The sequence below is a fragment of the Prosthecobacter sp. GW821-HT29F12 genome (assembly GCF_058803405.1).
In genome coordinates this window covers 1,246,442-1,271,804 of record NZ_CM179517.1, presented here as the reverse complement: position 1 = coordinate 1,271,804, position 25,363 = coordinate 1,246,442, and the positions used below count along the sequence as shown (strand labels likewise).

21 protein-coding genes are annotated in these 25,363 nt (G+C 62.2%); 13 read left to right on the top strand and 8 right to left on the bottom strand.

Features of this window, described 5'->3' with window-relative positions; genetic code table 11:
• Positions 1-7: 7 nt before the first annotated feature.
• The 13 genes from AC3RLQ_RS05300 (at position 8) to AC3RLQ_RS05240 (ending at position 13,629) form a co-directional block, all read left to right on the top strand.
• Entirely contained in the window at positions 8-1,288 is a 1,281-nt protein-coding gene (locus AC3RLQ_RS05300; RefSeq protein WP_493035022.1) for a GspE/PulE family protein, read from the top strand.
• A 223-nt stretch (positions 1,289-1,511) separates the two neighbouring features.
• Positions 1,512-2,546 carry a CapA family protein gene (locus AC3RLQ_RS05295; RefSeq protein ID WP_493035020.1) on the top strand — a complete coding sequence of 345 codons (1,035 nt, stop codon included), beginning with the start codon at positions 1,512-1,514 and terminating at the stop codon, positions 2,544-2,546.
• Positions 2,547-2,569: 23 nt separating this feature from the next.
• Positions 2,570-4,150, top strand: a complete 1,581-nt coding sequence (locus AC3RLQ_RS05290; RefSeq protein ID WP_493035018.1) for a Do family serine endopeptidase — start codon at positions 2,570-2,572, stop codon at positions 4,148-4,150.
• 53 nt (positions 4,151-4,203) lie between these two features.
• A complete protein-coding gene (locus AC3RLQ_RS05285) occupies positions 4,204-4,620 on the top strand; it encodes an HPF/RaiA family ribosome-associated protein (protein ID WP_493035016.1) in 417 nt (138 codons plus the stop codon).
• A 2-nt stretch (positions 4,621-4,622) separates the two neighbouring features.
• Positions 4,623-5,972 (top strand): erythromycin esterase family protein, encoded by a 1,350-nt coding sequence (locus AC3RLQ_RS05280; protein ID WP_493035014.1) that lies wholly within the window; start codon positions 4,623-4,625, stop codon positions 5,970-5,972.
• 60 nt (positions 5,973-6,032) lie between these two features.
• On the top strand, positions 6,033-7,352 hold the full coding sequence (locus tag AC3RLQ_RS05275; protein ID WP_493035012.1) for a universal stress protein: 1,320 nt from the start codon (positions 6,033-6,035) through the stop codon (positions 7,350-7,352).
• Positions 7,353-7,360: 8 nt separating this feature from the next.
• Positions 7,361-7,600 carry a hypothetical protein gene (locus AC3RLQ_RS05270; protein WP_493035010.1) on the top strand — a complete coding sequence of 80 codons (240 nt, stop codon included), beginning with the start codon at positions 7,361-7,363 and terminating at the stop codon, positions 7,598-7,600.
• Positions 7,597-9,351 carry an acetate--CoA ligase gene (gene acsA / locus AC3RLQ_RS05265; RefSeq protein WP_493035008.1) on the top strand — a complete coding sequence of 585 codons (1,755 nt, stop codon included), beginning with the start codon at positions 7,597-7,599 and terminating at the stop codon, positions 9,349-9,351. Before AC3RLQ_RS05270 ends, acsA begins: the two co-directional genes overlap by 4 nt.
• Before the next feature lies 1 nt (position 9,352).
• Complete coding sequence (pdhA, locus tag AC3RLQ_RS05260; RefSeq protein ID WP_493035006.1) at positions 9,353-10,333, top strand: pyruvate dehydrogenase (acetyl-transferring) E1 component subunit alpha; 981 nt, start codon at positions 9,353-9,355, stop codon at positions 10,331-10,333.
• Complete coding sequence (locus tag AC3RLQ_RS05255; protein ID WP_493035004.1) at positions 10,330-11,331, top strand: alpha-ketoacid dehydrogenase subunit beta; 1,002 nt, start codon at positions 10,330-10,332, stop codon at positions 11,329-11,331. The genes pdhA and AC3RLQ_RS05255 overlap by 4 nt, the downstream gene beginning before the upstream one ends.
• Positions 11,324-12,580 (top strand): dihydrolipoamide acetyltransferase family protein, encoded by a 1,257-nt coding sequence (locus tag AC3RLQ_RS05250; protein WP_493035002.1) that lies wholly within the window; start codon positions 11,324-11,326, stop codon positions 12,578-12,580. Before AC3RLQ_RS05255 ends, AC3RLQ_RS05250 begins: the two co-directional genes overlap by 8 nt.
• Positions 12,577-12,819, top strand: a complete 243-nt coding sequence (locus AC3RLQ_RS05245) for an acyl carrier protein (RefSeq protein WP_422321866.1) — start codon at positions 12,577-12,579, stop codon at positions 12,817-12,819. Before AC3RLQ_RS05250 ends, AC3RLQ_RS05245 begins: the two co-directional genes overlap by 4 nt.
• 15 nt (positions 12,820-12,834) lie before the next feature.
• Complete coding sequence (locus tag AC3RLQ_RS05240; RefSeq protein ID WP_493035000.1) at positions 12,835-13,629, top strand: hypothetical protein; 795 nt, start codon at positions 12,835-12,837, stop codon at positions 13,627-13,629.
• 180 nt (positions 13,630-13,809) lie between these two features.
• Here AC3RLQ_RS05240 and AC3RLQ_RS05235 read toward each other — a convergent pair whose 3' ends face one another.
• The 8 genes from AC3RLQ_RS05235 to AC3RLQ_RS05200 all read right to left on the bottom strand — a co-directional run bounded on the left by AC3RLQ_RS05235 (position 13,810) and on the right by AC3RLQ_RS05200 (position 25,247).
• Complete coding sequence (locus tag AC3RLQ_RS05235) at positions 13,810-15,081, bottom strand: DUF1501 domain-containing protein (RefSeq protein ID WP_493034998.1); 1,272 nt, start codon at positions 15,079-15,081, stop codon at positions 13,810-13,812.
• 13 nt (positions 15,082-15,094) lie between these two features.
• Positions 15,095-18,799: a DUF1553 domain-containing protein gene (locus tag AC3RLQ_RS05230; RefSeq protein WP_493034996.1), complete on the bottom strand. Its 3,705-nt coding sequence runs from the start codon at positions 18,797-18,799 to the stop codon at positions 15,095-15,097.
• Positions 18,796-19,527, bottom strand: coding sequence for an HpcH/HpaI aldolase family protein (locus AC3RLQ_RS05225; RefSeq protein WP_493034994.1), 732 nt, complete (start codon positions 19,525-19,527; stop codon positions 18,796-18,798). The genes AC3RLQ_RS05230 and AC3RLQ_RS05225 overlap by 4 nt, the downstream gene beginning before the upstream one ends.
• Positions 19,528-19,629: 102 nt before the next feature.
• Complete coding sequence (locus AC3RLQ_RS05220) at positions 19,630-20,400, bottom strand: hypothetical protein (protein WP_493034992.1); 771 nt, start codon at positions 20,398-20,400, stop codon at positions 19,630-19,632.
• A gap of 78 nt (positions 20,401-20,478) precedes the next feature.
• Positions 20,479-21,888: a hypothetical protein gene (locus AC3RLQ_RS05215; RefSeq protein ID WP_493034990.1), complete on the bottom strand. Its 1,410-nt coding sequence runs from the start codon at positions 21,886-21,888 to the stop codon at positions 20,479-20,481.
• A 16-nt stretch (positions 21,889-21,904) separates the two neighbouring features.
• Complete coding sequence (locus AC3RLQ_RS05210) at positions 21,905-22,702, bottom strand: hypothetical protein (protein ID WP_493034988.1); 798 nt, start codon at positions 22,700-22,702, stop codon at positions 21,905-21,907.
• Between the two features lie 2 nt (positions 22,703-22,704).
• Complete coding sequence (locus AC3RLQ_RS05205; protein ID WP_493034986.1) at positions 22,705-23,799, bottom strand: dihydrodipicolinate synthase family protein; 1,095 nt, start codon at positions 23,797-23,799, stop codon at positions 22,705-22,707.
• Positions 23,796-25,247, bottom strand: a complete 1,452-nt coding sequence (locus AC3RLQ_RS05200; RefSeq protein WP_493034984.1) for a hypothetical protein — start codon at positions 25,245-25,247, stop codon at positions 23,796-23,798. Before AC3RLQ_RS05200 ends, AC3RLQ_RS05205 begins: the two co-directional genes overlap by 4 nt.
• Positions 25,248-25,363 lie beyond the last annotated feature (116 nt).

Sequence of the window (25,363 nt, the reverse complement as noted above, 5' to 3'; positions counted from 1 at the left end):
TCACACCATGATTCATTCGACGCCACCCCTCAACAAGCGCCCCATCGAACCACGTCTCGCGGTTCGTTATCAAGAGCTGCTGCGAAGGCATCCGCCACCAGCGGATCTGCCCTTCACCGAGGAGTTTGCCATAGCACTTGCCGCAGACGCCACACATTGGAAAGCCTCGGATTTGCACATCGAGCCGGGAGCCGAGGCAACACGAATTCGCATGCGGATGGACGGCCAGCTGCATGATGTGGCCTTGGTGCCACGCCTATCTGGGCAGCACCTTGTGACCTACTTCAAAGTGCTGGCGCAAATGGACACGTCAGCCCTGTCACGTGCGGAGCACGGTCACGCCCGCATGGAGGTCAACGGAATGCTGCTGGATCTGCGCATCACAGCCGTGCCCACCCCAAGCGGCGAGATGCTGGGCATCCGACTTCTTGATGGCCTGCGGCCGGTGCTGCGCCTGGAAGAGACCGGCATGTCCGAGGGAGATCAATCCCACCTGCGCCACTGGCTGGCCCAGATCCAGGGCATGCTGCTGGTCTGCGGGCCGGTGGGAGCCGGAAAAACCACCACGCTGTACGCCATGCTGCGTGAACTGCAGCAGCAGCCGCGCAGTATTGTGACCCTGGAAGATCCGGTGGAATGCAGCCTGGATGGCATCACACAAATCGAGGTGAATGAAAAACGCGGACTGACATTTTCAGACGCCCTCCGGGCCATGCTGCGGATCGACCCGGACTATCTGCTGCTCGGTGAAGTCCGTGATCGGGAGAGCGCGCATGCAGCCATCACTGCGGCGGGCAGCGGGCAGGCGCTGCTTTCCACCCTGCATGCACGAGATGCCGTGGGCGCGGTGACCGCGCTGCGAAACTATGGCGTGAAAAACTGGGAGATTTGTGCGGCGCTGGAAGTCGTGGTCTCGCAGCGACTCGTCCGCCGCCTGTGCTCACACTGCCGCGCCGTGACGGAAATCACCGAAACCGAGAAGGAGTGGTTCAGCGCGCAGGGAGCGGCCGCCCCCGCACTGCTGTGGAAACCCGTGGGCTGTGATGCCTGCGCCGGCACCGGGTTCGAAGGCCGTGCAGGCATCTTCGAAGTGTGGCGGCTGAACGCAGAAGCGCGCACTCTCATCCTGCACGGAGCCGACGAGCCTGCTCTTCAAGAGCACGTCGAGGCATCCGGCACCCGGGTTTTGCTGGCGGATGCGATTGAAAAGGTTGCCGCCGGTCTGACCACGCTGTCTGAAATCCGACCGCTGCATGCGCAGACACCTGTGCCCTCCCCTGCCAGCTGACACGGAGGATTGCAGCCTTGCATGGTGCTGCGTGGGGAATGGCAGGCATGACCTCATGCCTTCTTTCATGGCATGCGCCAGACCCTGAGGGCTCCTCATCCAGCGCCTGAGAAACATAGAGAACTCCTGCTCATTGTGGGGTGGAACCCGCCCGGCAGTTTGGCCTCCGAGCCACCGGTTTGCTTCGGACTGCCTCGAACAAAATCACTGACACCGCCAATACATGAACTCCCCTCTCAAGCTTCTTCTCGTCGGTGACGTCATGCTGGGCCGTCTGGTCAATGAACGGCTGCTCACCCAGCCGCCGGAATATCCCTGGGGCGACACCCTGCCGCTCCTCCACGGGGCGGACTGGCGCGCCTGCAATCTGGAGTGCGTCATCACGGACCACGGCTCTCCCTGGGGGCGCTCACCCAAGCTCTATCACTTCAAGACGGATGCAAAAAACCTCGCGGTGCTGCAGACGGCGCGGATTGATGCCGTCTCATTGGCGAACAACCATGCGCTCGACTTCAACCATCGCGGCATGGTGGAAATGCTGAAGCTGCTAGATGGCGCCCACGTTTCCCACAGTGGAGCCGGTTTGAACCGGAAGGAGGCCTCGCAGCTCGCCATCAGTGAAGTGCGGGGCGTCCGCATCGGCTTCCTTTCCTTCACGGACAACGAGCCTGCATGGGAGGCAGGCGAAGAGCATCCCGGCATTTTTTATGTGCCGGTGGAATCGCATGGGGAGCAGATCGCGGAACTGCTCAACAAGGTGCATCAGGCGCGCAAGGAGGTGGATGTTCTCATCGTGGCCGCCCACTGGGGTGGCAACTGGGGCGCGCACCCGCCAGCGCTGCACACCACGCTGGCCCATGGTCTCATCCGCGCGGGTGCGGATGTGATCTTCGGCCATTCGGCCCATGTCCCACGTGGCGTTGAGGTTTTTGAAGGCGGGCTGATCCTGTATTCCACGGGCGATTTTGTGGATGATTACACGGTCAATCCCATCGAGCACAACGACCGCTCCTGGGTCTTTGAGATCACGGTGGAGGACAAGCGGATCACCCATCTGCAGCTTTACCCCACCGTCATCCGGGAGTGCCAGGCACGCCGTGCCGCACCGAACGAGGCTGCGATCATGTTCACCGCCATGCAAGAGCTTTGCTCTTCTTTCGGCACGAATGCCACGGTCGCCCCAGCTTTTGACCGCCTGGTCATTGATGTCCTCCGGCATGCGGGAATCAACCGCGAGCCCCTGAAGGAAGCCCAGTGAAAAATTCCACCCTCACACTCTGCATGAAAACAACCAAGCATCTCAAAATCATCATCGCCAGCACTTCATTGCTGGCCGCGTCGATCCTCTTGGCTGAAATGGCAAGACCGCACATGAAGGGTGCGGATTTTGACAAAAAGCTCCTGCGGGACAGCTCCGAGACTCATCCTGCCGGCGGTCCTTCCGGCGGCTACGCGGATGTGGTCCAGCGCATTCTGCCCAGCGTGGTGAGCATCGGCACCTACTCCAAAAAAGCCGGAGGCGGCTTCGGCTTTGATTTTGATGCCGACGACTTGGAGCATCTGCCGCCGATGTTCCGTGATTTTTTCGGCGACTGGCTCGGACGCCGTGAACCCAATGCACCGCGTGAAAAACGCCGCCCTGCCCCGAGCAAACCCGTGCAGACCGGCCTCGGCTCCGGTGTGATCCTCACCTCCGACGGCTACATCCTCACCAACAACCACGTCGTGGACAACGCGGACGAACTGAAGGTGGGAATTCCCGGAAGAGGCCGGGACTACACCGCCAAGGTGGTGGGCACGGATCCGCAAACCGATGTGGCCCTGATCAAGATCGATGTTGATGACCTGAGTCCCGCGACGATCGGCGACAGCTCCAAGATGCGCGTGGGGGATGTGGTGCTGGCCATTGGCTCGCCGATGGGTCTTGAGCAGTCCGTCACTCACGGCATCATCAGCGGGCTGGGGCGGAGTGAGCTGGGCATCATCGGCAAGCCCCAGCAGGGTCAGGCGGGGTATGAGAACTTCATTCAGACCGATGCCGCGATCAATCCCGGCAACTCGGGCGGCCCGCTGCTGGATGAGCGCGGGCGTGTGGTGGGCCTGAACGCCGCCATTGAAACCCGCAGCGGCATGTTTGCCGGCATCGGCCTGGCCATTCCCATCAACATGGCCATCTCCGTGGCGCGTGATCTGCTGGAGGGCGGCAAGGTCCAGCGCGGCTTCCTTGGCATCGAGATGGACAGCCTCGACTCCCACATGGCGGATTACCTGGGGGTGGAGCATGGGAGCGGCGTGCTGGTCAATTCCATCGTGCCGGATTCCCCGGCGGCCAAAGCGGGCTTTCATGAAGGGGACGCCATCATCGCCGTCAATGACCAGAAGGTCACCGGCCCGGCTCAGCTGCGCCTCATCGTCAGCGCCAATCATCCTGGGACGGAGGTGAAGTTCCGCGTGGTGCGCTACAACGACCAGCTCAAACACGCGGAGCAGATGGATCTGACGGCCACGCTGCGACCGCTTCCTGAAAAGGTCGGTGCCAAGACCGAAAACAAAACGTCCGAGGAGGATGCCTCCAAATCCGGAGACACCTTCATCAAGGGGGTCGCCATTGAAAATCTCACGGAAGACCTCCGCCAGGAATACCAGGTCTCAAGCGAGGTGCAGGGCGTCATCGTCACCTCGGTGGATAAAAATTCCGCCGCCTATGAAGCCCTGGAGGAAGGAGACCTCATCGTGCAAATCAACCACAAGCAGGTGAAGAACGTGGCCGAGGCCATGGCCGCCAGAGGCGCGCCCGGCGAGATCATGCGCCTCAAAATCCTCCGCAATGGCCGGACGAAATTTGTCATCGTGAAGGTCTGAACCCGCACACCGCCCCCCATCCGCCAAAACTGTTTGATTCGATTTTACTGCCTATGAACACACCCACCCAGATCACCTTCCGCCACATGGCGGTCTCACCCGCCCTTGAGGCGCGCATCCATGAAGAAGTCGCGGCCCTGGAGCACTGCTTCAGCCGCATCACCAGCTGCCTCGTCGTTGTCGAGGCGCCCCATCAGCACCACCAGCGCGGCAGCGAATTTCACATCCGCATCAACCTCCGCGTCCCCGGTTCCGAGATCGTGGTCAATCACGAGCCCTCGCTGCACAGCACGCTCGCAAAGAGTGAAAGCGGCGAATGGGAGAAGCACCTGGAGGCGCATCCAGACCACAAGGATGTGTATGTGGCCATTCGTGACGCCTTTGCCGCCGCGCGCAGGCAATTGGAGGACTACGCACGCGTGCTGCGCGGTGACGTCAAACATCACACCGCAACGGCGGCGAGGTACTGACCATGCAAGCCACCGCCCAGATGTCCGCCAGATCGCTCGTGCGGTCCGCCGCCCACCCTTTGCGGGAGGGCGAGATCTCGGACTACGATTCCCTGCTCGAACTCATCGGCGATGCACAGTTTGTGCTGCTTGGCGAAGCCTCGCACGGCACGCATGAGTTCTACCGGGAGCGGGCTCAGATCACCAAACGGCTGATCACCGAAAAAGGTTTTACCGCCGTGGCGGTGGAGGCCGACTTTCCGGATGCCAGCCGCGTGAACCGCTATGTGCATGGCCAAGGAGGTGACCTCGACGCCGTGGACTCACTGGGCGGCTTCAAGCGCTTTCCCGCCTGGATGTGGCGCAATGCGGATGTGCTGGACTTCATCGGCTGGCTGCGTGCGCACAATGACGACCTGTCTGCGGACATTTCCAAGACAGGCTTCTACGGCCTGGACCTCTACAGCATGAACTCCTCCATGGATGCCGTGCTGGGCTACCTCGACAAGATTGATCCTGAAGCCGCCGCCCGTGCACGCGAGCGCTATGCCTGCTTTGACAGCTTTGGCGGTGACTCGCAGCGCTACGGGTTTGAGACCGCGCAGGGCCATGGCTACTCCTGCGAAGACGCCGTCGTCAGCCAGTTTGTCGAGCTCTATTCGCGCGCCAGCGAACTGGCACGACTTGATGGCCGCGTGGCTGCCGATGACTTCTTCATGGCGGAGCAGAACGCACGCCTCGTCAAAAATGCGGAGCAGTACTACCGCACGATGTACCGCAGCGATGTGTCCTCCTGGAACCTGCGTGACAGCCACATGGTGGAGACCCTGGTGGAACTGGAGCGCCACCTGACCCGGCAAGGCAGGCCGCCCAAGATCGTGGTCTGGGCGCACAACTCCCACCTCGGGGATGCGCGCGCCACCTCCATGGGGCATCGCGGGGAGTGGAACGTGGGCCAGCTCATGCGCCAGCGCTGCGCAGACAAGGCCGTTCTCGTGGGCTTCACCACGTACCACGGCACGGTCACCGCCAGTTCAGACTGGGGCGGTCCGGCAGAGCGGAAACGCGTGCGCCCGGCACTGCATGGCAGTTTTGAGGCGCTCTTTCATGAGGTCGGGCTCAAGCGCTTCCTGCTGCCGCTGCGGGGAAACAGCAGGCTCAAAGACGGCCTGAGCCAGCAGCTTTTGGAGCGCGCCATCGGCGTCATCTACCGCCCCGAAACGGAGCGTCACAGCCATTACTTCCACACCCGGCTGCCGGAGCAGTTTGATGCCGTCCTTCACTTCGACGAAACGCGTGCCGTGGAGCCGCTGGAGCGCACCGCCACATGGATGGCTGGTGAAGTTCCAGAAACATTCCCCTCCGGCGTTTGAGCCCCACCACCCGCCTTCACCTTCATCCACCGCCTGTTCAACCTTCACTCACTCCATCCCATGCAAATTCTCTGTGCCACTGATTTTTCACCGTCCGCCATGGCCGCCGCAGACGTCGCTGCCGCGCTCGCCAAAAAACTCCACATTCCTGTGCGGCTTGTGCATGCTGCGCAGGACTACATCGTCATGGGCGATCTACCTGTGGTCGTGCCGGATGACCGGCTGATACGTGAGGAACTCAAGCAAGAAGCAGACCGGCTGCGCGCCACCGGCATTCAGGTCACCGAGGAGCTGCGGCATGGCAGCGCCAGCTATGAGATCATCGACGCCGCTGCGGAGCAGTCCACGCAGTTGATCGTCTTGAGTTCGGTCGGCAGGAGCCTGGCCGGACGTCTGCTCATTGGCAGCGTGGCTGAACATGTCGCTGAAACCTCCTCCGTGCCCACCCTGGTGGTGCGCCAGGGGGAGCTTCTGCTGGACTGGCTCAAGGGAGACGCCGTGCTGCGCCTGCTCTGCGGCGTGGACTTCACCGCCTCCGCAGATGCCGCCATCAGCGCCGTGCAGACCTTGCTCCCCATGGGGCCGGTGGAAGTGGAGGCCGCTTACGTGCACCCCACGGCGGATCCCATCGTGGGCAATGAGCCGCAGGACACCTGTCAGCGTGATGTCTGGGAGCGCCTGCATGGCATCCTCGGAGACCTCCCGGTGAAGGTGCATGTGCGCGAGGGTGCCGGTCAGCACGCGGCGGAATTCCTGAAAACGGCGGATGAACAGAAGTCCGGCCTGCTCGTGGTGGGCACACATCAGCGCCATGGACTGGCCCGTCTGAAGGGCCGCTCCTTTTCACGCAACGTGCTGGCTCATGCCGTGACCAACGTCCTCTGCGTGCCCGCAGTCGTCGCGGCGCCGGACTCGCGCATTCCTTCGATCCATCGCGTGCTGCTGGCGACTGACTTCTCCGAGATCTGCACCCATGCCCTGCGCCATGCCCACAGCCTGCTGCCTGCGGGCGGCGCGATCCATCTCGTGCATGTCTGTCATGAGCCGACCAGCGGCGTCAATCCCGTGATCGCTTCTGAAGTGTACTTTGACCACAGCCTCATCACAGCTCAAGCAAAGAAGGAAGCACTGGAGAAGTTTGAGTCTCTGGCCGCTGACTTCCCGCAGGTGCCGGGTGTCACCATCACCACCGAAGTGCTGACGCACAGTGATTTTGCCACCGCCCTCTGCGAGGCGGCGGAGCGCAAGGGCGCGGATGTCATCTGCATGGGAACCAAAGGCCACTCACGCGCCGGAGCCGCCCTGCTCGGCTCCACCGTGCAGGCCGTGATCGCCCTTGCGCACAAGCCCGTCTTTGTTGTCACGCCGCCGCTTGCCTGATCCCCGCCATGTGCGCCCTTGTCACACGATCTGCCTCATCTTCGCCAACACAGGCCGAGCATGAAAGTGACTTCGTGGAATGCTGCACGATGAACTTCTCGCCTCGTCCGGGCAATGTCATTAAAGCCGCAGAATTCGGCGATATTTTTGACGGCTTCAGCATTGGCGTTGATCGCGACAGCGGAATCGTGGCACCCGTTTTCAATGAACGCAATGCAGCGGCGGATAAGGAGAGGATGCAGCGATGAACTTCCCACCCATCACCAAAGACATTGCCACATGGCAGGTCCGGCCATGCCTGGTGGACTATGCGAAAACATGCACCGAATTTTCATGGGACGCTGTCAGAGCTGAACTGGCAGGACTGCCGGACGGCGGCGGCCTGAATCTCGCCCATGAAGCGGTGGACCGTCATGCCAGCGGGCCGCGTGCCGAACATCTGGCGCTGCGCTGGCTCGGCAAGGACGGCAGCGTGCGCGACCTGACGTATAAGGACATGGCGCAGGGCTCGGCGCGGTTTGCCAATGTGCTGCGTTCTCTCGGTGTCGGGAAAGGCGAGCGTGTCTTCGCGCTCATGGGCCGCGTGCCGGAGCTGTATTTCGCCGCGCTGGGAACCCTGAAAAATGTGAGTGTGTTTTGTCCGCTGTTCTCGCAGTTCGGACCCGAGCCGGTGTGGCAGAGACTGAGCCGTGGCGATGCGAAGGTGCTCGTGACGACGAAGGCCCTGTATGAAAAAAAGGTAAGCACCCTGCGCGAGCGTCTGCCCATGCTGCAATTCATCCTGCTGGCGGATGCGGAGGATGATCTCGATGCCGGCGTGCGCTCCCTGCCGAAGCTCATGGCCGCCGCGAGCGATCAGTTTGTGATTTCGCCAACCAGCCCCGAGGACATGGCGCTGCTGCATTTCACCAGCGGCACGACCGGCATGCCCAAAGGCGCGGTGCATGTGCATCAGGCGGCGCTCACGCACTTCGCCACCGGGCGCTATGTGCTCGACCTCCATCCCGACGATGTGTTTTGGTGCACCGCCGACCCCGGCTGGGTGACCGGCACATCGTATGGCATCTTTGCACCGCTGCTGCATGGCGTGACGAATCTCGTCGATGAAGCCGACTTTGATGCCGAGCGCTGGTATCGACTGCTGCAGGATCAGAAGGTCACCGTCTGGTACACCGCCCCCACCGCCCTCCGCCGTCTCATGCGCATCCCCGGCGAACCGCGCACGCAGTACGATCTGAGTCATCTGCGCCTCATCCACAGCGTGGGCGAACCCCTGAACCCGGAAGCCGTCGTGTGGGGCCAGCAGGCGCTGGGTTTGCCGGTTCATGACAACTGGTGGCAGACGGAAACGGGAGGGATCATGATCGCGAACTATGCGGCCATGGACATCCGCCCCGGCTCCATGGGCAAACCGCTGCCAGGCATCGAGGCGGCCATCGTGAAGCATGACGAGCAGGGACTTGAGGTGATTCAGGAAAGCAATGTGGAAGGCGAGCTCGCGCTCAGGCCCGGCTGGCCTTCGATGTTCCGCGCCTACCTGCATGACGAGGCCCGCTATGCGAAGTGCTTTGTGGACGGCTGGTATCTCAGTGGCGATCTCGCGAAGCGTGATGCGGACGGCTACTTCTGGTTCGTCGGCCGTGCGGATGACATCATCAAGACTTCCGGTCACATGGTCGGTCCGTTTGAAGTGGAGAGCGCTCTCATGGAGCATCCGGCGGTGGCGGAGGCTGGTGTCATTGGCAAGCCGGAGTCGCTCATCGGCCAGCTGGTGAAGGCGTTTGTCGTGGTCAAGGCCGGACACGCGGCGGATGATGCGCTGTGCAAGGAGCTCATCGGCTTTGGCCGCAAGCGCCTCGGTCCCGCTGTGGCCCCGAAGGAGATCGCCTTCGTCGAAAGCCTGCCAAAGACACGCAGCGGCAAGATCATGCGCCGTCTGCTCAAGGCCCGCGAACTGGGCCTGCCGGAAGGCGATCTTTCCACCCTCGAAAACGACTGACATGAGCACGCCCCTGCCCGACCACGACCAAGCGCGCCGCCTGCTCTGGCAGATGGTGCGCATCCGGATCTTCGAGGAAAAATGCGTCGAGATGTACAGCGCGCAGAAGATTCGCGGCTTCATGCATCTCTACATCGGCGAGGAAGCCATCGCCACGGGCGTCATCCACCAGCTTCTGCCAGAAGACAGCATTGTGGCCACCTATCGCGAGCATGGCCAGGCGCTGGTGCGCGGCGTGAGCGCGGACTCGATCATGGCGGAAATGTTCGGCAAGGTGGAAGGCTGCGCGCGTGGCCGTGGCGGCTCGATGCATCTGTTCGATGCGAAAACGCGCTTCTGCGGCGGCAATGCCATCGTCGGCGGCGGCCTGCCCCTGGCCCTCGGCCTGGCGCTCGCGGACAAAATGCAAAATCGCAAGGCGGTCACCGTCTGCTTCTTCGGAGAAGGCGCCATGGCGGAGGGCGAGTTTCACGAATCGCTGAATCTCGCGGGCCTGTGGCAGCTTCCCGTGCTCTTTGTTTGCGAAAACAACCTCTACGCCATGGGCACCGCGCTGCGCTACACGGAGTCGAAAACCGAGCTGGCAAGCAAGGGCGATGCTTACGGCATCGCCAACGCGGTCGTCGATGGCATGGACTTGCTCGCCGTGGATGAAGCCGCGCGCAAAGCGATCGCCGCCACGCGCGAGGGCAAGCCCTTCCTGCTCGAATGCCGCACCTACCGCTTTCGCGCGCACTCCATGTTTGATGCCGAGCTGTATCGTACCAAGGACGAAGTGGCTGAATGGAAGAAGCGTGATCCCATCCCGCTGTTCTTCGAGGCGATGAAGGCGGCGAAGGTGCTCAGCGATGCAGATCTGCAGGCGGTGGAGGCCGAGGCCGCCAGAGAGGTCGATGCAGCCGTCGCCTTTGCCGAGGCGGGAACCTGGGAGCCGGTCAGTGATCTGACCCGCTTTGTTTATTCGGAGGGGGCCGCATCATGAACGCGAACGATCAGCCGAAGAAGATGACGTATCGTGACGCTGTGCGCGAGGGCATCCGCAGCGCGCTGCTGAAGGATTCGCGCGTGTTTCTGATGGGCGAGGATGTGGGGCACTATGGTGGTTGTTTTGCGGTGAGCCGCGGTCTGCTGGCAGAATTTGGCGAGGAACGCATCCGCGACACGCCGCTGGCGGAATCAGCCTTCGTCGGCGCGGGCATCGGCGCGGCGCTGGGTGGCATGCGGCCGATCGTCGAGATCATGACCTGCAACTTCAGCCTGCTGGCGCTGGATCAGATCATGAACACGGCGGCCTCGCTGCTGCACATGTCCGGTGGGCAGTTCCATGTGCCGCTTGTCATCCGCATGGCGACTGGAGGCGGCAAACAGCTCGCGGCGCAGCATTCACACAGCCTCGAAGGCTGGTATGCGCACATCCCCGGCATCAAGGTCCTGACCCCCGCGACTTTGGAGGATGGCTACGGCATGCTCGCGACTGCGCTGGAAGATCCAGATCCGGTCCTGATCTTCGAAAACCAGACTCTGTATGTCATGGAGGGAGAGCTGCCCGCCAGTCCGGGCCCGGTGGACATCTCCACGGCCAAAGTGCGGTACGCGGGCTCGGACGTCACCCTCCTGACCTACGGCGCGAGTTTGCAAAAGTCACTCAGCGCCGCAGCAAAGCTCGCGGAGGAAGGCATCCGCGCGGAAGTCGTCGATCTGCGGGTGCTGCGCCCGCTGGATGATGCCACGATCATGCGCAGCGTGGCGAAGACGCACCGCGTGCTCATCGTCGATGAAGGCTGGCGCAGCGGCGGCATCTCCGCGGAGATCAGCGCCCGCATTATGGAGCAGGCCTTTTATGAACTCGACCGCCCGGTGCAGCGTGTGTGCGCCGCCGAGGTGCCGATCCCTTACGCAAAGCATCTGGAGCTTGCGGCGTTGCCGCAGGTGGAATCCATCATCGCCGCCGTGCAAAACCTCGTCCGCTCCCATGGCTGATTTCGTCATGCCCAGCCTCGGCGCGGACATGGCGTCCGCCACCCTCGTGAAATGGCACGTCAAGCCGGGCGATGCCGTGAAACGCGGTCAGATCATCGCCGAGGTCGATACGGACAAAGGCATCATCGACGTCGAATGCTTCGTGTCCGGTGAGATTGAAAAACTCGTGACCGAGCCCGGAGCCAAGATTCCCGTTGGCAGCTTGCTGGCCGTGATCAAGACGAGCGAAGCCATGCCTGCGGCGACTTCACCACCGACGAGCCCGGCACCCGCCATCGAAGCGCCTGTGGTGGCACCTGAGACGCCGCACATTCACGCTTCGCCATTGGCCAGGAAGATCGCCGCCGAACTGCATGTGGATTTGAACCGTCTCGTCGGCCATGGCACCGGGCCCGGCGGATTGATTGATCGCGAAGATGTCGAGCTGGCCGCCAAGCCGGTCACGCGCTTGCGCATCTCCCCGCTGGCACGCAGGCGCGCTGCGGAGTTGAAGATCGACATCGCAGGCCTGCGTGGCAGCGGGCCGGCCGGCGCGATTGAGGCGGCGGATGTCGAACGCGCGGCCAAACCAGCCGCGCCGAAGACAGGTGACGCGATGCGCCGCGCCATCGCCGCCGCCATGGCGAAATCCAAACGCGAGATTCCACATTACTACCTGCAGACTCGCATCGACATGAGCGCCACACTGGCGTGGCTGCAGGCCGAGAATCAAAAACGAAGCATCAAGGACCGCCTGCTGCCAGCGGTTCCGTTGCTGAAGGCGCTGGCGAAGTCCCTGCGGGATGTGCCGCAGCTCAACGGCTTCTGGATCGACGGTGAGCACCGTGTTTCTGACGCGGTTCATCTCGGCTTTGCCATCTCCATGAAAGGCGGTGGCCTGGTGGCTCCGGCCATTCATGATGTGGACAAAAAATCCAGCGATGAGGTGATGGCCGCTTTGAGCGACCTCATTCCCCGCGCGCGCAGCGGTCGTCTGCGCAGTTCTGAGATGACCGATGCGACGATCACGATCACCAGCCTCGGCGATCTTGGTGTGGAGACCGTGTTTGGCGTCATCTATCCGCCGCAGGTGGCAATTGTGGGCCTCGGCAAAATCATGGAGCAGCCCTGGGCCAAAGATGGCATGCTCGGCGTGCATCCGGTGATGACCGCCTCGCTTGCCGCGGATCATCGCGCCACCGACGGCCATGTGGGCGCCCAGTTTCTCGAAGCCCTCAACCGCCACCTGCAAACTCCCGACCAGCCATGATCGAATCTGAACTCAAAGCCATCCTGCTTGCCGGCCTGCGCGAGATTGCGCCCGAGTCCGATCCCGAAAGCCTGCGCCCCGACCAGAAGATCCGCGAGACCCTCGACATCGACTCCTTCGACTTCCTCAAGTTTCTCATCGCCCTGAATGAAAAAATCGGTGTGGAAATACCGGAGGCGGATTACGGCAAGCTGAACACACTTGATGACATGCTGCGTTATCTGGGACCCAAGGTGTGACATCTCCCGCGTCCCATGAATGACCGTCCGTTGCTTTCACGACTCATCGATTCCGGCATTGTCCTCTGCCTGATCGTCACGCTGGGAACTTTGATTTATGGTCATATGGGTGGCGAAGCCGGCGGCTTGAGCTTGATCGACAGCTACGTCACGGAGTACATGAAGAAGGCGCCGCACTGGCCCTGGCTCATCGTCGCCAGCTTTGCCTTCGCCCTGCTGCTGTTCCTGCTGGCGCTGGCCTTTCTGCAGCGGAGCGAGGGAAACGTTCTCATTCTCGCCGGCAGTCTTCTGCTCGCCGCCACAGCGATGGGCAACTTCTTCGTGGCCTACGCGCCGATGCGACGTGTCGAACAGCCGCCACCGCCGGCGCATGAATGGTGGACACCCACATGGTGGTTCACCTCCCACACTTCACACACGCCCTATGAGCATGGCATGGCGGACGCTTACGCGGATGTTCACTATCGTGCCATCCGTCTTGTCATCAGCATGGGCCTCGCAGGCATTTTCTGCATTGCCGCCGGCATGGTGGCCTCCCCACAGCAGCGCCGCTTCGGATGGCGGACCTTCGGTGCGGTGATGGTGATGGCGGCGCTGTTCTGGATCGGCGATCATGCCACACGCCATCATGGCCTGTGGCAGCGGCTGGGGTTTGCCGTGATGTATGCCTGGTTGTGGTTTGCCCGGCAGACCTTGTCCTGGCAGAAAGGCACCAAGGAGCTTCAAGAGGAGCGCCCACAAAAAACAAGACTCATCGTTGATGAATGGCGCACTGGTCAGGATTCGAAGCTGAAACCTTCTGATCCGTAGTTCCATCCTTGTGGGTTTCGGCATGTTCGCTGGTGTGCGCTCTTGAATCATTTGAGGCAAACATGCCGGGAGATCTGCGGAGCTGCGTAGCGAATGCATGTTGAGGTTGAAAGCTCCGAACACATGACGAGTGCTACTTAAGCACCCGGCGGGGGCAGTTGTGCGTGTTAATTCTGCACGCTAAGCGAACAGGGCTGCGATCGGACTGCCCTGATCCGTGATCGGCACAGGGCGGTCGCCGTCGTGAAGGCTGGCGGTGTAATCCACGCCGACAGCGGCGCAGATGGTGGCGAAGAAGTCGGGCACGCTGACGGGATTCGTGACGATCTTTTTGGCTAGATCATCGGTCTCGCCCCAGGCTCCGCAGTGGCGCAGGCCGCCTCCGGCCAGCACACAGGTGAAGGCGCTGCCCTGATGTCCGCGCCCGCCGCCGCCGTCAAACTCGGGCGGACGACCGAACTCGGTGGTGATGACGATGAGCGTCTTGTCGAGCAGCCGACGGCTTTCGAGATCGGTGATGAGCGCGGCGACGGCGCCGTCGAGCTCCTTGATCAGCTCGTGCTGTTTCAAGATGCCCTGGTTGTGTGCGTCCCAGCCGGTGCCGTTGAGGAAGTTCAGGTTGTGCGAGACTTCGACAAAACGCACCCCCTGCTCGACCAGTCTGCGGCTGAGCAGGCAGCGCTGGCCAAACTCACCGCCGTAGCGCTGGCGCAGCGCAGCGGGCTCCTCGTCGAGCTGGAAGACGCGGTTGAACGCCGGCCCGCTGAACTTCAGGCTTTGCTCGATGGCGGCATCGTAGCTCTTCAGCCTCGGGTCGCTGGTCGGAGGTGCGCTGGCTTGAAGCGCGGAGAGGAACTGCCCCCGGCGTTGCTGACGCTCGGTGCTGACATCAGGCGGGCGGGAGAGACCTGCCGGGCCGCGACTGGTATCCGTGAGATAAAGATACCCGGACTGCGCCCCAAGAAAGCCGGGGCCGCGTGTGACGTTCGGATAGCCAATGATCACATAGGGCGGCGCTTCGTCTGAGGCGGGACCGCGCTGGTGGGTAATGAGTGAGCCGATGGAAGGATAGCTGATCGTGCCGCTGATCGGACGGCCGGTGTGCATGCGGTTGGTGGCCGCGGCGTGCTCATCAATGACATCGTGATGCACGGTGCGCACCGCCGTCACGCGCTCCATGAGCGGTGCGACATTGCGCAGATGCTCGCACACACGAACGCCGCGCACCGCCGTGTCGATGGAGTCGTAGTAGGAGCCGGCCTTCTTCGCCTGCGGATCGCCGCGCCGTTTCGGATCAAAGGTGTCCGTCTGGGCCATGCCACCTCCGAGCCAGATGGAGATGACGTGCTCGGCCTTCCCCTGGATGAGCCCCTGAGCGGCTTCGATAGGACGAGCAAGCAAGGAGGCACCTGCAATCGATGCTGTGGAGTGGAGAAAGTGACGGCGTTTCATCAAAAAAGTAAGTTCAAGGTTTCCACACAAACTCGCGGTCATTGATCAGACTCCAGACGAGGTCTTCGTAAATCTCCCGCCAGGCACTGCGCAGGCGTGGGTCAGGTGGCGGTCCTTGGCGGACGCGTTTTTCGACTTCGATCTGAATGGAGTTGGCTTCGGGACTCACGTGATTCAGCCACGTCACCAGCGGCAGTGGTTCGGCGGCTTTGGGCGTGGATTGCCCGGCGGCAGGGACGAGCCGCGCGGCGAAGCCTTCGCGAAGTGCGGGCAGGAAGGCATCGCGCTCCGCAGTGCGCGGCTTGCGGCTGAGGAAGCGCAGGAAGACTTCCTCGATGAGCGCATCGGGCGAGTCCGCCTGCACTGCGAGATCGGCCAGCTCGCTGCGCCATGAGGCGCGGGAGAGCGACTGCACCAGCGTGCCATTCGCGAGGATGCCAGGCTGGAGGAGATTTGGGTCCGTGGGACGATCAAAGATGGGCATCTGCCGCGAGCCGTTCCACCCAAAGGCCTCAAGTACATCCACCGTTGTTTGCGCGTGAGGCAGGGCCAGGCTGGGGCGGTCGCGTTCGTTGTTCAGACTGGCGAACATCCACGCGCGCTGCGGCACACCGAGCGTCTGCCTACGCTCCAGCGCATGACGGCCATCATGGACGAAGGTGATCTCCTCGGAGTCGATGGCCTTTCCTGCGGCGAAGTGCAGCGAATCCACGATCTCTTCCGCTGTGAGCCGCCGCCGCCCCGGCGCGCTGAAAAAGCGCTCGTTGGCTGGCAGCGCGGCGAGGTTGTCAGACGTGGGTTCACGCTGATAAGCGGAGGAGGTCACGATGAGCCGCAGCAGATGCCGGAGATCGTAATCGTGTGCGACAAAATCAGCGGCCAGCCAGTCGAGCAGCTCAGGGTGGCTGGCATCGCGGCCTTCCCAGTCGTGGGCAGGCTCGACAAAGCCTGCGCCCATGAGCCGCTTCCAGATGCGGTTCACAAAGACACGCGCAAAGCGCCGGTTCTCCGGCGCGGTGACGAGCGCGGCAAAACGCTCGCGGGTGTCCTTCGGATCGTCCATCAGGCGGTCGATGCGGCTCCCATCAGCCGTGCCCGTGGCGGCAGCAAAGGGCCACTCGGGCGTGACAGGTTCGTCGGGCTTGAGCGTGACTTTGATGAGAGACTCGCGGCCCTTCTTCTCGAAGAAACCGGCGGGCACCCGGCTCGTGGCGGGCACCGTCACCGTCTTGCGCGAGAGCATCGCCGCGAGCGAATAAAGATCGCGCTGCGTGGTGCTGTGGTAGGGCGAATCATGGCAGCGCGCGCACTGCAGCTCGATGCCCAGAAACGCGGCCGCGATGATGTGGCCCTTCGTGGCAAAGGGCGCGTCATTTTCCCCTGCGAGACCGAAACCCACGCTGCCGCCGCGCCCGACATCACCGCGCATCATCAGCAGCTCGGTGACCATGCGGTCGAGGCTCCTGCCATCGCGCAACGCATCGAGCAGGAACCAGCGAAACGGCCCGGTGCTGTTGAGTGAGGCGTTGATGAGCGTCGGATTCTCGGCGAGCACATCAAGCCAGCCAGCCATCTGATGCTCAGCGCCACGAACATCTGAGAGCAGGCGCTCAATCAGGCGCGTACGTTTGTCGGGCGCGGAGTCAGCGAGAAATGCACGCGCTTCTGCCACCGTGGGCGGCAGGCCGATGAGATCGAGGCTGATGCGGCGGAGAAAGGCCTCGTCGCTGGTGAGCGCTGACCTGGCGAGCTTCCCGGACGCAACCGGCGTGGCAGGCCAGACAGCTCCCTCACGAATCCACGTCTCCAGCTTCGCGATCTGCGCCTTGCCCAGCGGTTCGCCCGATGGCGGCATGACGAGCGAATCGTCCTCCGAGCGCAGGCGCACGATCATCTCGCTGGCCTCCGGTTTGCCCGGCACGATCGAGGGAATCTCCGAATCGCCTCCGTGCAATGCCGCTGCTCGCGAGGTCAGCTTCAGTCCGCCTTTGTCCTTTTCGCCGTGGCAGCGGAAGCACTTCTCCTGGAGGATGGGCAGGATGTCTTTTTGAAAAGCGCCCGAGTCGCCGGACGCAGCGGCGTTTGATGCAACGGCGGCGGCGATCTTCGCCTCGATGAAGGCATCAATGGGGTGACCGCCCTTGGGGGGAGCAGGCGCGGGATTTTGCGCCACCCACTCGCGGGCGAGGTCGTGGCGTTTTTGCCAGAATGCATCGCGCGAGCGTGAGGCAGTCCGCCGATGAGTGTCATCCAGATCAGACAGGGCTTTCTCCATTTGCGCCAGCACAGGCTCCACCGCTGCATCGGTCAATGCCAGGCCGGGCTTGCTGCCAGCGCGGAGAATGGCAAACGACTTGCCGTCCTCCGTCTCGATGGCCACGCACAGCTCGCCGGTTTCAGTGCGCTGATTTTTGCCACCGACCACCACTTCCAAGACAATGCGCCCTTTGCCTCCGCGAAGCTGCGCCGTGCCAAACACCTCCTGATGATGATAGTCCTTCACGCGCAGACCAGACAGCGGTGGCGTCGCCAGCGGTGTGACGTCATCGTGTCCGTTTGGCGTGCTACCATCGGCCGGTTTCGTCTCGGCGATCATCACGCCATCCACCCACAGCCGGGCCAGCGCACGAGCCCGCAGCAGAAACCGCCGCGATCCCTCTGGCAACGCCACATCCGCCGCCATCCGCAGCAGCAACGGCGATTTCCACTCCGAGCGGATGCCCCAGTCATCGTAGCGCAGCGACACACGCGGCAGCAGGAACGCATCGCTCATCCAGCGGTCCGTCTCCGCTGGCAGCTCCGCCTTGGCGGGCCAGCGGTTGAAGGCGGGGAGCCCCTCGCTGAACTGCACGAGCACCTTTCCATCGGTGATAGGTCCCAGTTTCGGCATCTCCGGTTTCTCAGGCAGCACCACCAGCGGGCCTCCCGTGCGTCGGCAATGTTTCGCGATCTCCGCATCGCCCAGAGCGCGGCGATGGATGGCCAGACCATCCAGAAAGCCCTGGAGACTGTTCCCCGCGCTGCCGCCCAGCGATGAGCCGATCCAGACATCGTCATCATCCACCACGGGCGCCTTCGTGGTGGCTCCGTCCACACTCCAGACGCCATCAGTCACCACGCCGTCGATCCATCCGCGCATCGTTTCCGGCCTGCCAAATTCGTAGGCCACCGCCACATGATGCCAGCCCGTTTTGACCTGAAAGGACGCCGCCGAGTTCCAGAGGTGCCAGGTGTTTCCACCACCGGGCGCAGGAGCACTGGCAAAAAGAAAACTCAGGTGCGCCAGCCCCTCGCTCCCGCCGATGACCCGCAGCGACCAGTTTTGATTGTTGCGCGCGAAATGCGGCGAGTTGGTGCGTCCCTTGCCGACCAGATACACCGGCTGCCCGGGGCTGATCTTGTCCACCTTCACCCACGTCTCCAGCGTGATGGCATCGCCATTCGTGAAATCGAACGGGCTCTGCGCTCCCGTGTCCTTGATCTCGTAGCGCGAGCCTTTTCCCTGCAACTGAATGGCCGTGTTGTCCGCCTCAAAGTCTGGAAACTCCGGCGGACGCGGTCCCGCCTGATCCCGCACCACCCCGCCCACTGCAATCAACGGAGCCGACTCCTCCTGCCCAAAGTCCAGCTGCAGCACCGGCCTGCCATCATTCGCGTGCAGCCCCATGCCTGAAGCTTGCAACAGGGCGGATAACACAATCAGGGCTCTCGGATTCATGCTTTCTTTCCGCGAAGAGGTTGAATGACATTGCGGTAGCTCTCACGCAGGAGCGTGATGTCCGTCTCGATGGCGAGGTGGGTGAAGCCGAGCGCTTGCAGCTCCGAAAAATCATCCGTCTGGCGGCAGAGCAGACCACAGGCCTTGCCAGCCTCCCGGGCCGCAGACGCGACCTCCCGCAGGCAGGCGGCAAAGTCGAGACGGGCGCGCTCCGGGTAGGACTGAAGCTGGAGTTTCAAATCCATCGGCCCGATGAAGAGCACATCCACACCGTCCACGGCGGCAATGGCCCGCGCGTTTTCCACGCCTTCGATGGTCTCGATCTGCGCATAGAAAACAGGCTGCCGCATGTCGCGATGGAGGCCGTAATCATACGCCCTCACCATGCCAGCCAGGCCGCGGTCGCCATGTGGTGGATAGCGCATGGCACGCACACAGGCGGCCGCCTTCTCAGCGGTGGACACCATCGGCACCATGATGCCGGCCGCGCCCCAGTCCAGCGAACGCGCGATGAGCTCAGGATGCGGCGCGCCGACCCTAACGATGGCGGCGGCATGGCGAATCACCTGGATTTGAGAAAGCACCGCCGCCTCCGTGCCGCAGCCGTGCTCAAGGTCGATGAGCAACCAGTCGAAGCCGCTCAGGTCAGCGAGCTCGGCAACAATGGGAGAGCCGGTCTGCAACCAGGTGCCGAGTTGGAGGTCAGAGCTGCGTGCTTCAGTTTGCATGAGGAATCGGGGAGATGTTGAAGAAGTATCCTGGTTTTTGAAACCGTGCCCGACAGAGTTTGCGGCCCTTGTTTCTTTGGAGCACGTGAATTCTTGCGGGGCCTACTTTTCCATCACGAGGCGTCCATCTTTCAGGATCGCCGGAGCAGCCGATGCCGTCCAGAGGCCGTTCTCCTTTTTGATGTTTTTAGCCACCATCAGCCGGGGTTCACCGCCGGGGCCTTTCGGCAGGGCAAATGCGCCGACAGAGATGTCCACTTCGTGGTGCGTGACGAGTTTGAAGTCGGGGGCGCACTGGTAGGTCCGCTCTTTGCTGTAAGTGCCCAGCCAGAAGAATCCGTGGGCAAAGGTGATGGTCTGAATGCCATACGTCGTTTGACCGGGAACCTTGATCTTATCAACGGCGACGAAGTCAGGCGTGAACTTATGGACCCAGTTGAAAGGCTGCTCGCTGTCCTTCGGCTTCCCCTCTCCCACGTAGAAGAAACCGTCCGCATAGGTGATGCCGTCGATTCCGCCCTCGAAGGGAAAGTTGATGGTAAACTCCCCCGCAGGCCGAAGGTCGTCACACGAATAGACGTTGATATAGACGCCGCGCCTTTCCTTCGTGCGGTTCTGCGTCGCCACATAGACTTTGCCGTCGTGCACACAGCAATCGCCATGATGCGGATCGACAGCCCGCTCGGCAACGACGCGCCCGGCAAAGTCCGTCTTCACAAGATTCGTGAACATCGACCAGTAGATAAACGAGCCATCGGCATCGAATCCCTGGAGATGCCCGCTTGCCTCGGCCTGGCAGGTGATGGGTGGCGCCGCGAAGGTGGTGAGAGCACCGCTCACGAGCACGAGGAGAGCATAAAGGAAGGACTTCATTCGGGTTGTTTTCCGATCAAACACGTTCTGTTCATTCGCAGTTCAACGCACACCAGCGCGGCGTTGGTAAGCTGGGTTTCATGGTGCGGCATGCACGCTCTGCAGCAGTTCCAGGACTTTTGCGGTGATCTTGACGGACGCCTCGCGTTCTACGCGATTGGTGCCGAGCCAGGTCTCGTAGCCGCCGAGGTCGTGCTGACGCGGTGTGGGGAGATAGCCGTTGCTGCCTGAGGCCAGCTCGATGGTGAAGGTGTCCTTGAAGGGGCTCTTCGCTTTGATTTCGAGGCCGGTTTCGGTGAAGACCTCGAAGGGAATGGACGTGATGCCGAGATCGCCGATGCGAAAGGCCTGAATGTAAGCCTGGATCGTGTCGGGCGTGGCTCTCTTCACTTCCATCACACGTTCGGCGTAGGGCTGTTCGAGGCGGTGCACGGGCGTGGCTTCTTTCGGCTTGGCGAGCACAGCTTCGGCCCACTTCACCATTTCTGGAGTCGGGCGGCGCACGGCGAGCTCCAGATCGCTGGCGGCAGCTTGCAACGGCACCCAGTCTTGATACTTGAGGTTTTTTCGCACACGCAGCACCTCCTGCGCGAGGTCGCCTGCGACGACTTTGATCTTTTCATACGGCTTGTAATTTACAGCGGGTGTTTTGCCGCTGTAGTCGTTGCTGTTCACGTCACCGCAGGGACCGTTGGGAAGGAGGCCAACGCACGGCGCACCGAGAGACTGCTCGATGCGGCGGCAGAACTCGCCGAAATAATCTGCCGACAAATCCTCGCGCGGCACGCCGCCGACATAGTGCAGCCAGTAGTTTGCCAGCAGCGCGATCTGGCGGCCATCAGTGGCCTGCAGGGAGAGGCAATAGACCTCGGGGTTCGTCGGGCCGGCGGGGCCTTCCATGCGCGAAATGAGCATGCTGCTCGGATTCATCACAGCACGGTCTTCTCCGCCAAAGGGATTGGGATTGGTGACACCTTCCTTCAGAATCCAGCGGCGGTTGCCGACCCACTGCGGCAGTTTGCCCGTGCCCCAGGCAATGCGGGCAGGCTCCAGGTTGTTCAGCGCGCGCTTCACGCCATCCACCACGCGGGAGATGACGAGGCTGCGGTAGTCGAACCCTGCCTCTTTGTTGGTGATGGCGGACACGCTGGAGTGCGTGTGGGTGGCGGAGAACATCATGTGAGAAGCCGGGATCCCCGTGTCGGCCTCCAGCTTCTTCCTGGCTTCGTCCCAGACATCACGTGCGAGATGAAGATTGTCCGCCACGGCAAAGACGAGCTTCGTCTTGCCATCATCAAGCGCCAGACAGCGCACATGCAGCTCGTCGTGAACCTGCTTTGAGATGGGCTGCGGAGCAAAGTTGCCCACGATCGTCATGCCGATCGGTGGCGTGATGTTGCTGGTGGCAGCGCCGGCTTTGAAGACTTTGTCCTGAGCCGGGGCGACGATAGGAAAAAGTGCGAGGCAGAAGATGAGCGTGGTTTTCATGGTTGAGTCAATGCGTTCATGGCTTGTCGATGACCAGCCCGGCCTTTTCGTCGGGGCGGACGATGCCGACGCGGGCCTGGTTGGCCTTGGTTTTGCCGTCGTCGCCTTTGATGGCGGTGTTTTGGGCCAGGAGGAAGCGGCCGCCGCTGATCGGTGCGATGCCGACGGAGGCGTTGAAATCCCATTTGCCGGTGAACTGGAATTTTTCATCCGCCCGCAGCAGCACCGCAGGCTTGCCATAGCAGCCAAACCACCACGCGCCATTGGCATAGGCCACAGTCTGGATGCCCATGAGCGTGTAGCCGCTGGCGAGCACGTGGCGTTTCTGAAAGCGAAAATTTTCGTCGTATTCGTAAAGGTAGTTTTCGTTCACGCCGGGCGGAAGCCCGCCGATGACGATGAACTTCCCGTCGTGATACTCCATGCCGCCCGCACCGTGCACCACCTCGGGCAGGCGATATTTCGCAAGCTCCGCGAGGGCGTCGGCATCATAGACATAGACCCACGAGTCCGCCGCACCGGCAGGCTGGTTGAACTTTCCGAGGTTCGTCGCCACATAGACGCGGCTGTCGTGGTAGCAGAGATCTCCGTGATGATTGGCCACAGGCACTTTCTTGAGCACATGGCCGTTGGCGTCAGTCTTCACCAGCGCATCGGTCCAGCACCAGTAGATGCTGTTCTTGCCATCCGTGCAGATGCCCTGGAGATGGCGCGGGTAGGTGCCCTCGCAGGCCGTGGCATGAAAGTCACCAGCGGCGCGAAGGCCGTGCAGGGCGGAAAGAACGGAAACAAAAAGGAGAAGCCTCAGGTGCATGGTCATTGGGTGGCGGCGTCGAACCGCGGTGGATTGGGCTTCAAATACGGCCTCAAGGCTTCAAATCGGAAATCAATCTCCGCGATCTCGTCGGCCGTGAGCGCCAGCTCGGCAAAGATGGGCTTGTCCGGAATGCCGCGCCCAGGGCCGTACTGGCGGGAGATCATGTTTTTGAACACACCGCGCTTTTTCCACAGATGGAGCTGAAAGCCGCGCAGATCGCCGCCGGGGAGATGCTGGCCGAGGTTGAAGAGCAGCAGCAGCTTCGCGTGGATGTCGCGCACCGTGTCGGCGTCTTTGCCGCTGTCCATGAGCTGCCAGAGCCGCGTCAGCACATCCGCATACACCGCACGCTCCGTGATGAGCCCCTCGGTGCCGAGGTGGGACTCGAAGAGCCAGCCATGCGCTCCCCGGGCGCTGAAGACGCGGCGGATCACCGGTTTCGCCGCGCACAGCTCGCGCGTGCGGGCAATGATCGGCGCGGCCTCTTCCTTGATGTAGCCGAAGTGTGGAAACTCCTTTGCCAGCTCGATCATGAGCTTCACGGACGGCACCGGCCCTTTGTAAGCCACGCCGCCTGTCGTTTGAAAGATGACGGGGCGCTGCGCCACCTCTGCCAGTGCACGCCAGTACTGCCGCAGGTCCTCCTCCGTGCGTCCCGAGTCTGGCGGACGTGAGATGATGGCTGCAGGCGCGAGCTTTTCAGCATGGCGCGCATAGACGAGCATCTCCGCCGTGTCATTTCCCTGCACGCCGAGGCACAGCGCTGATGTCTTGAAGCTGCGCGAGGTCTCCGCCAGCACCTCCATGCCGCGCAGTTTCTCCTCCATCGTCAGCAGGTCCACGCTGTCGCCCGACTGCGGCCAGATCATGCCAGGGCAGCCGCCCCAGTCCACAAACCGCGCCTGATTCGCCAGCACATCATAGTCCACCGCGCCGCTTTCCGTGAAGGGTGTCGAGAGAATCGGAAACGGTCCGCGCACTCGTGGGTCGGCATCAGCCGCGTGCAGGCGCTGTTTATTCCAAAGCACTGCGGCACCGGAGAGGGCCGTGCCGAGAAGCTGCCGCCGGGAAAGAGGATGGGCTTGATGCTTCATTGGCCGGCTTTGGGAGTTTCTTGCGCAGGCCATAGATCGTTGAAGGCTTTCACGGTTTCATCCACCAGCGCCTGGCCGCCTTCGGGGCCGACCCGGCTGCTCTGAATGATGGCGCTGTAGCTGCCCCCGGCCACGGCACGCGGTGTCGGCAGATAGCCGCCTGAGCCGGTCAGCTGAATGAGAAAGGTCTGCACCGCAGGACTGCGGGCCTTCATCTGCACGCCGTAGTCGGTGAAGAGTTCAAACTCATTGGTGGCGATGGCCACATCCCCGAGGCGCAGGGCATGCAGCTCCATCTGGAAGACTCCTGCCTTCCCGGATTTCTCAGCTTCGTAGCGATCCACCACTCCTTGGTTCCAAAGATACTTCCACTGCTCCTTGGGGTCGTTCTTGTATTGCTCGACGGCCTTCTGCGCATCGGCCAGCTCCTTCTGAGTCACCTTGCGCCAAGGCAGGTCGATCTTCTTTGTGTGGTGCTGCAACACCGCGCCGGTCACCGGCTCCAGTTTGGCGCCTTCATACGCCTCCTCCCAGCCACGCACGACACGCCGGGCGACTTCTTCCAGCCGTGTGAGGCCGCGGAGACGGCGCATGCGCTCATCCGCCGCCTTGCCATACATCGGGCGCGGCACCTGGTCTCCTCCGGCTCCGGTCCAGGCCAGGATGTGGAGATCCTTGCCATGACGCTCGCGCAACTGGCGGCGCACCGGATCCCAGAAGTCGGCGTGGATCACTTTGAGCCCCTCGACTTCCTGGGAAGGACATGGAACGTTCACCGCCGTGGCGATGAGCTTGTTGTTGAGATCCCAGAAGAACAGCACTTCGAGGTTGTGATCCTCGTAGCCCTCGATGCCGCGAAACTCCGGCACATTGGTGGGGCCGTACATTTTCGCGGTTCCGTCCGCGTAGGTCGCACGGCGGTTCTGAGCGATCACGGCCTGTCCCTGGCCCCAGCCTGCTTTGGCGGGCTTGCGCTGCTCCCAGCTTTGCGCCGCAGCCGCCACGATGCGATCCACCAGGAAATCGGTGTATTCCATGGGCAGCATCACATTCTTGCCGAGCAGGCTGTAGCGATCCCCCTTCATCGTCACCGGCGCGGTGTGAGTGTGCGTGGCATTGAGGACGAGCTTGTTGAGATCAAATCCAGGCAGCCTGCCCTTGGCCTTCTCGCGGACCAGCTTGATGAGCCCCTCGCGGATGGCCACGATGTCGCAGGAAATCATGATGGCCTGATCCAGCACCCGGTCTCCCTCGCGCGATTCCAGTCCCAGTGCGGTGACATAGATGTGAGTTTCGGGTTTCTCAGAGATCCGCACATGCATTTGTCCGTCCAGCGCCACGGGGCGGTCTGGCGTGATGTCAACGGTGGCCGCGCCCACATGAAGATCTGAAGCCGAAGCAACAGCAGCAGAGGTTGCGATGAACAAAGAGAGCAGAAAGAGGCGCATTGGGTTAATACCCAGTTTCCACGAGATTTTTGTCAGCGTTTTTGCTCCGCAGCCGATACCACAATGTGCAGCGGTTCCAATAGACACGATAAGCGTCACCCACAAGGCGCGTAGAA

Excerpts from the sequence above, each read along its gene's own strand:
- AC3RLQ_RS05300 (WP_493035022.1), top strand. The coding sequence starts at position 8 with ATGATTCATTCGACGCCACCCCTCAACAAGCGCCCCATCGAACCACGT.
- AC3RLQ_RS05295 (WP_493035020.1), top strand. The coding sequence starts at position 1,512 with ATGAACTCCCCTCTCAAGCTTCTTCTCGTCGGTGACGTCATGCTGGGC.
- AC3RLQ_RS05290 (WP_493035018.1), top strand. The coding sequence starts at position 2,570 with ATGAAAACAACCAAGCATCTCAAAATCATCATCGCCAGCACTTCATTG.
- AC3RLQ_RS05285 (WP_493035016.1), top strand. The coding sequence starts at position 4,204 with ATGAACACACCCACCCAGATCACCTTCCGCCACATGGCGGTCTCACCC.
- AC3RLQ_RS05280 (WP_493035014.1), top strand. The coding sequence starts at position 4,623 with ATGCAAGCCACCGCCCAGATGTCCGCCAGATCGCTCGTGCGGTCCGCC.
- AC3RLQ_RS05275 (WP_493035012.1), top strand. The coding sequence starts at position 6,033 with ATGCAAATTCTCTGTGCCACTGATTTTTCACCGTCCGCCATGGCCGCC.
- AC3RLQ_RS05270 (WP_493035010.1), top strand. The coding sequence starts at position 7,361 with ATGTGCGCCCTTGTCACACGATCTGCCTCATCTTCGCCAACACAGGCC.
- acsA (WP_493035008.1), top strand. The coding sequence starts at position 7,597 with ATGAACTTCCCACCCATCACCAAAGACATTGCCACATGGCAGGTCCGG.
- pdhA (WP_493035006.1), top strand. The coding sequence starts at position 9,353 with ATGAGCACGCCCCTGCCCGACCACGACCAAGCGCGCCGCCTGCTCTGG.
- AC3RLQ_RS05255 (WP_493035004.1), top strand. The coding sequence starts at position 10,330 with ATGAACGCGAACGATCAGCCGAAGAAGATGACGTATCGTGACGCTGTG.
- AC3RLQ_RS05250 (WP_493035002.1), top strand. The coding sequence starts at position 11,324 with ATGGCTGATTTCGTCATGCCCAGCCTCGGCGCGGACATGGCGTCCGCC.
- AC3RLQ_RS05245 (WP_422321866.1), top strand. The coding sequence starts at position 12,577 with ATGATCGAATCTGAACTCAAAGCCATCCTGCTTGCCGGCCTGCGCGAG.
- AC3RLQ_RS05240 (WP_493035000.1), top strand. The coding sequence starts at position 12,835 with ATGAATGACCGTCCGTTGCTTTCACGACTCATCGATTCCGGCATTGTC.
- AC3RLQ_RS05235 (WP_493034998.1), bottom strand. The coding sequence starts at position 15,081 with ATGAAACGCCGTCACTTTCTCCACTCCACAGCATCGATTGCAGGTGCC.
- AC3RLQ_RS05230 (WP_493034996.1), bottom strand. The coding sequence starts at position 18,799 with ATGAATCCGAGAGCCCTGATTGTGTTATCCGCCCTGTTGCAAGCTTCA.
- AC3RLQ_RS05225 (WP_493034994.1), bottom strand. The coding sequence starts at position 19,527 with ATGCAAACTGAAGCACGCAGCTCTGACCTCCAACTCGGCACCTGGTTG.
- AC3RLQ_RS05220 (WP_493034992.1), bottom strand. The coding sequence starts at position 20,400 with ATGAAGTCCTTCCTTTATGCTCTCCTCGTGCTCGTGAGCGGTGCTCTC.
- AC3RLQ_RS05215 (WP_493034990.1), bottom strand. The coding sequence starts at position 21,888 with ATGAAAACCACGCTCATCTTCTGCCTCGCACTTTTTCCTATCGTCGCC.
- AC3RLQ_RS05210 (WP_493034988.1), bottom strand. The coding sequence starts at position 22,702 with ATGCACCTGAGGCTTCTCCTTTTTGTTTCCGTTCTTTCCGCCCTGCAC.
- AC3RLQ_RS05205 (WP_493034986.1), bottom strand. The coding sequence starts at position 23,799 with ATGAAGCATCAAGCCCATCCTCTTTCCCGGCGGCAGCTTCTCGGCACG.
- AC3RLQ_RS05200 (WP_493034984.1), bottom strand. The coding sequence starts at position 25,247 with ATGCGCCTCTTTCTGCTCTCTTTGTTCATCGCAACCTCTGCTGCTGTT.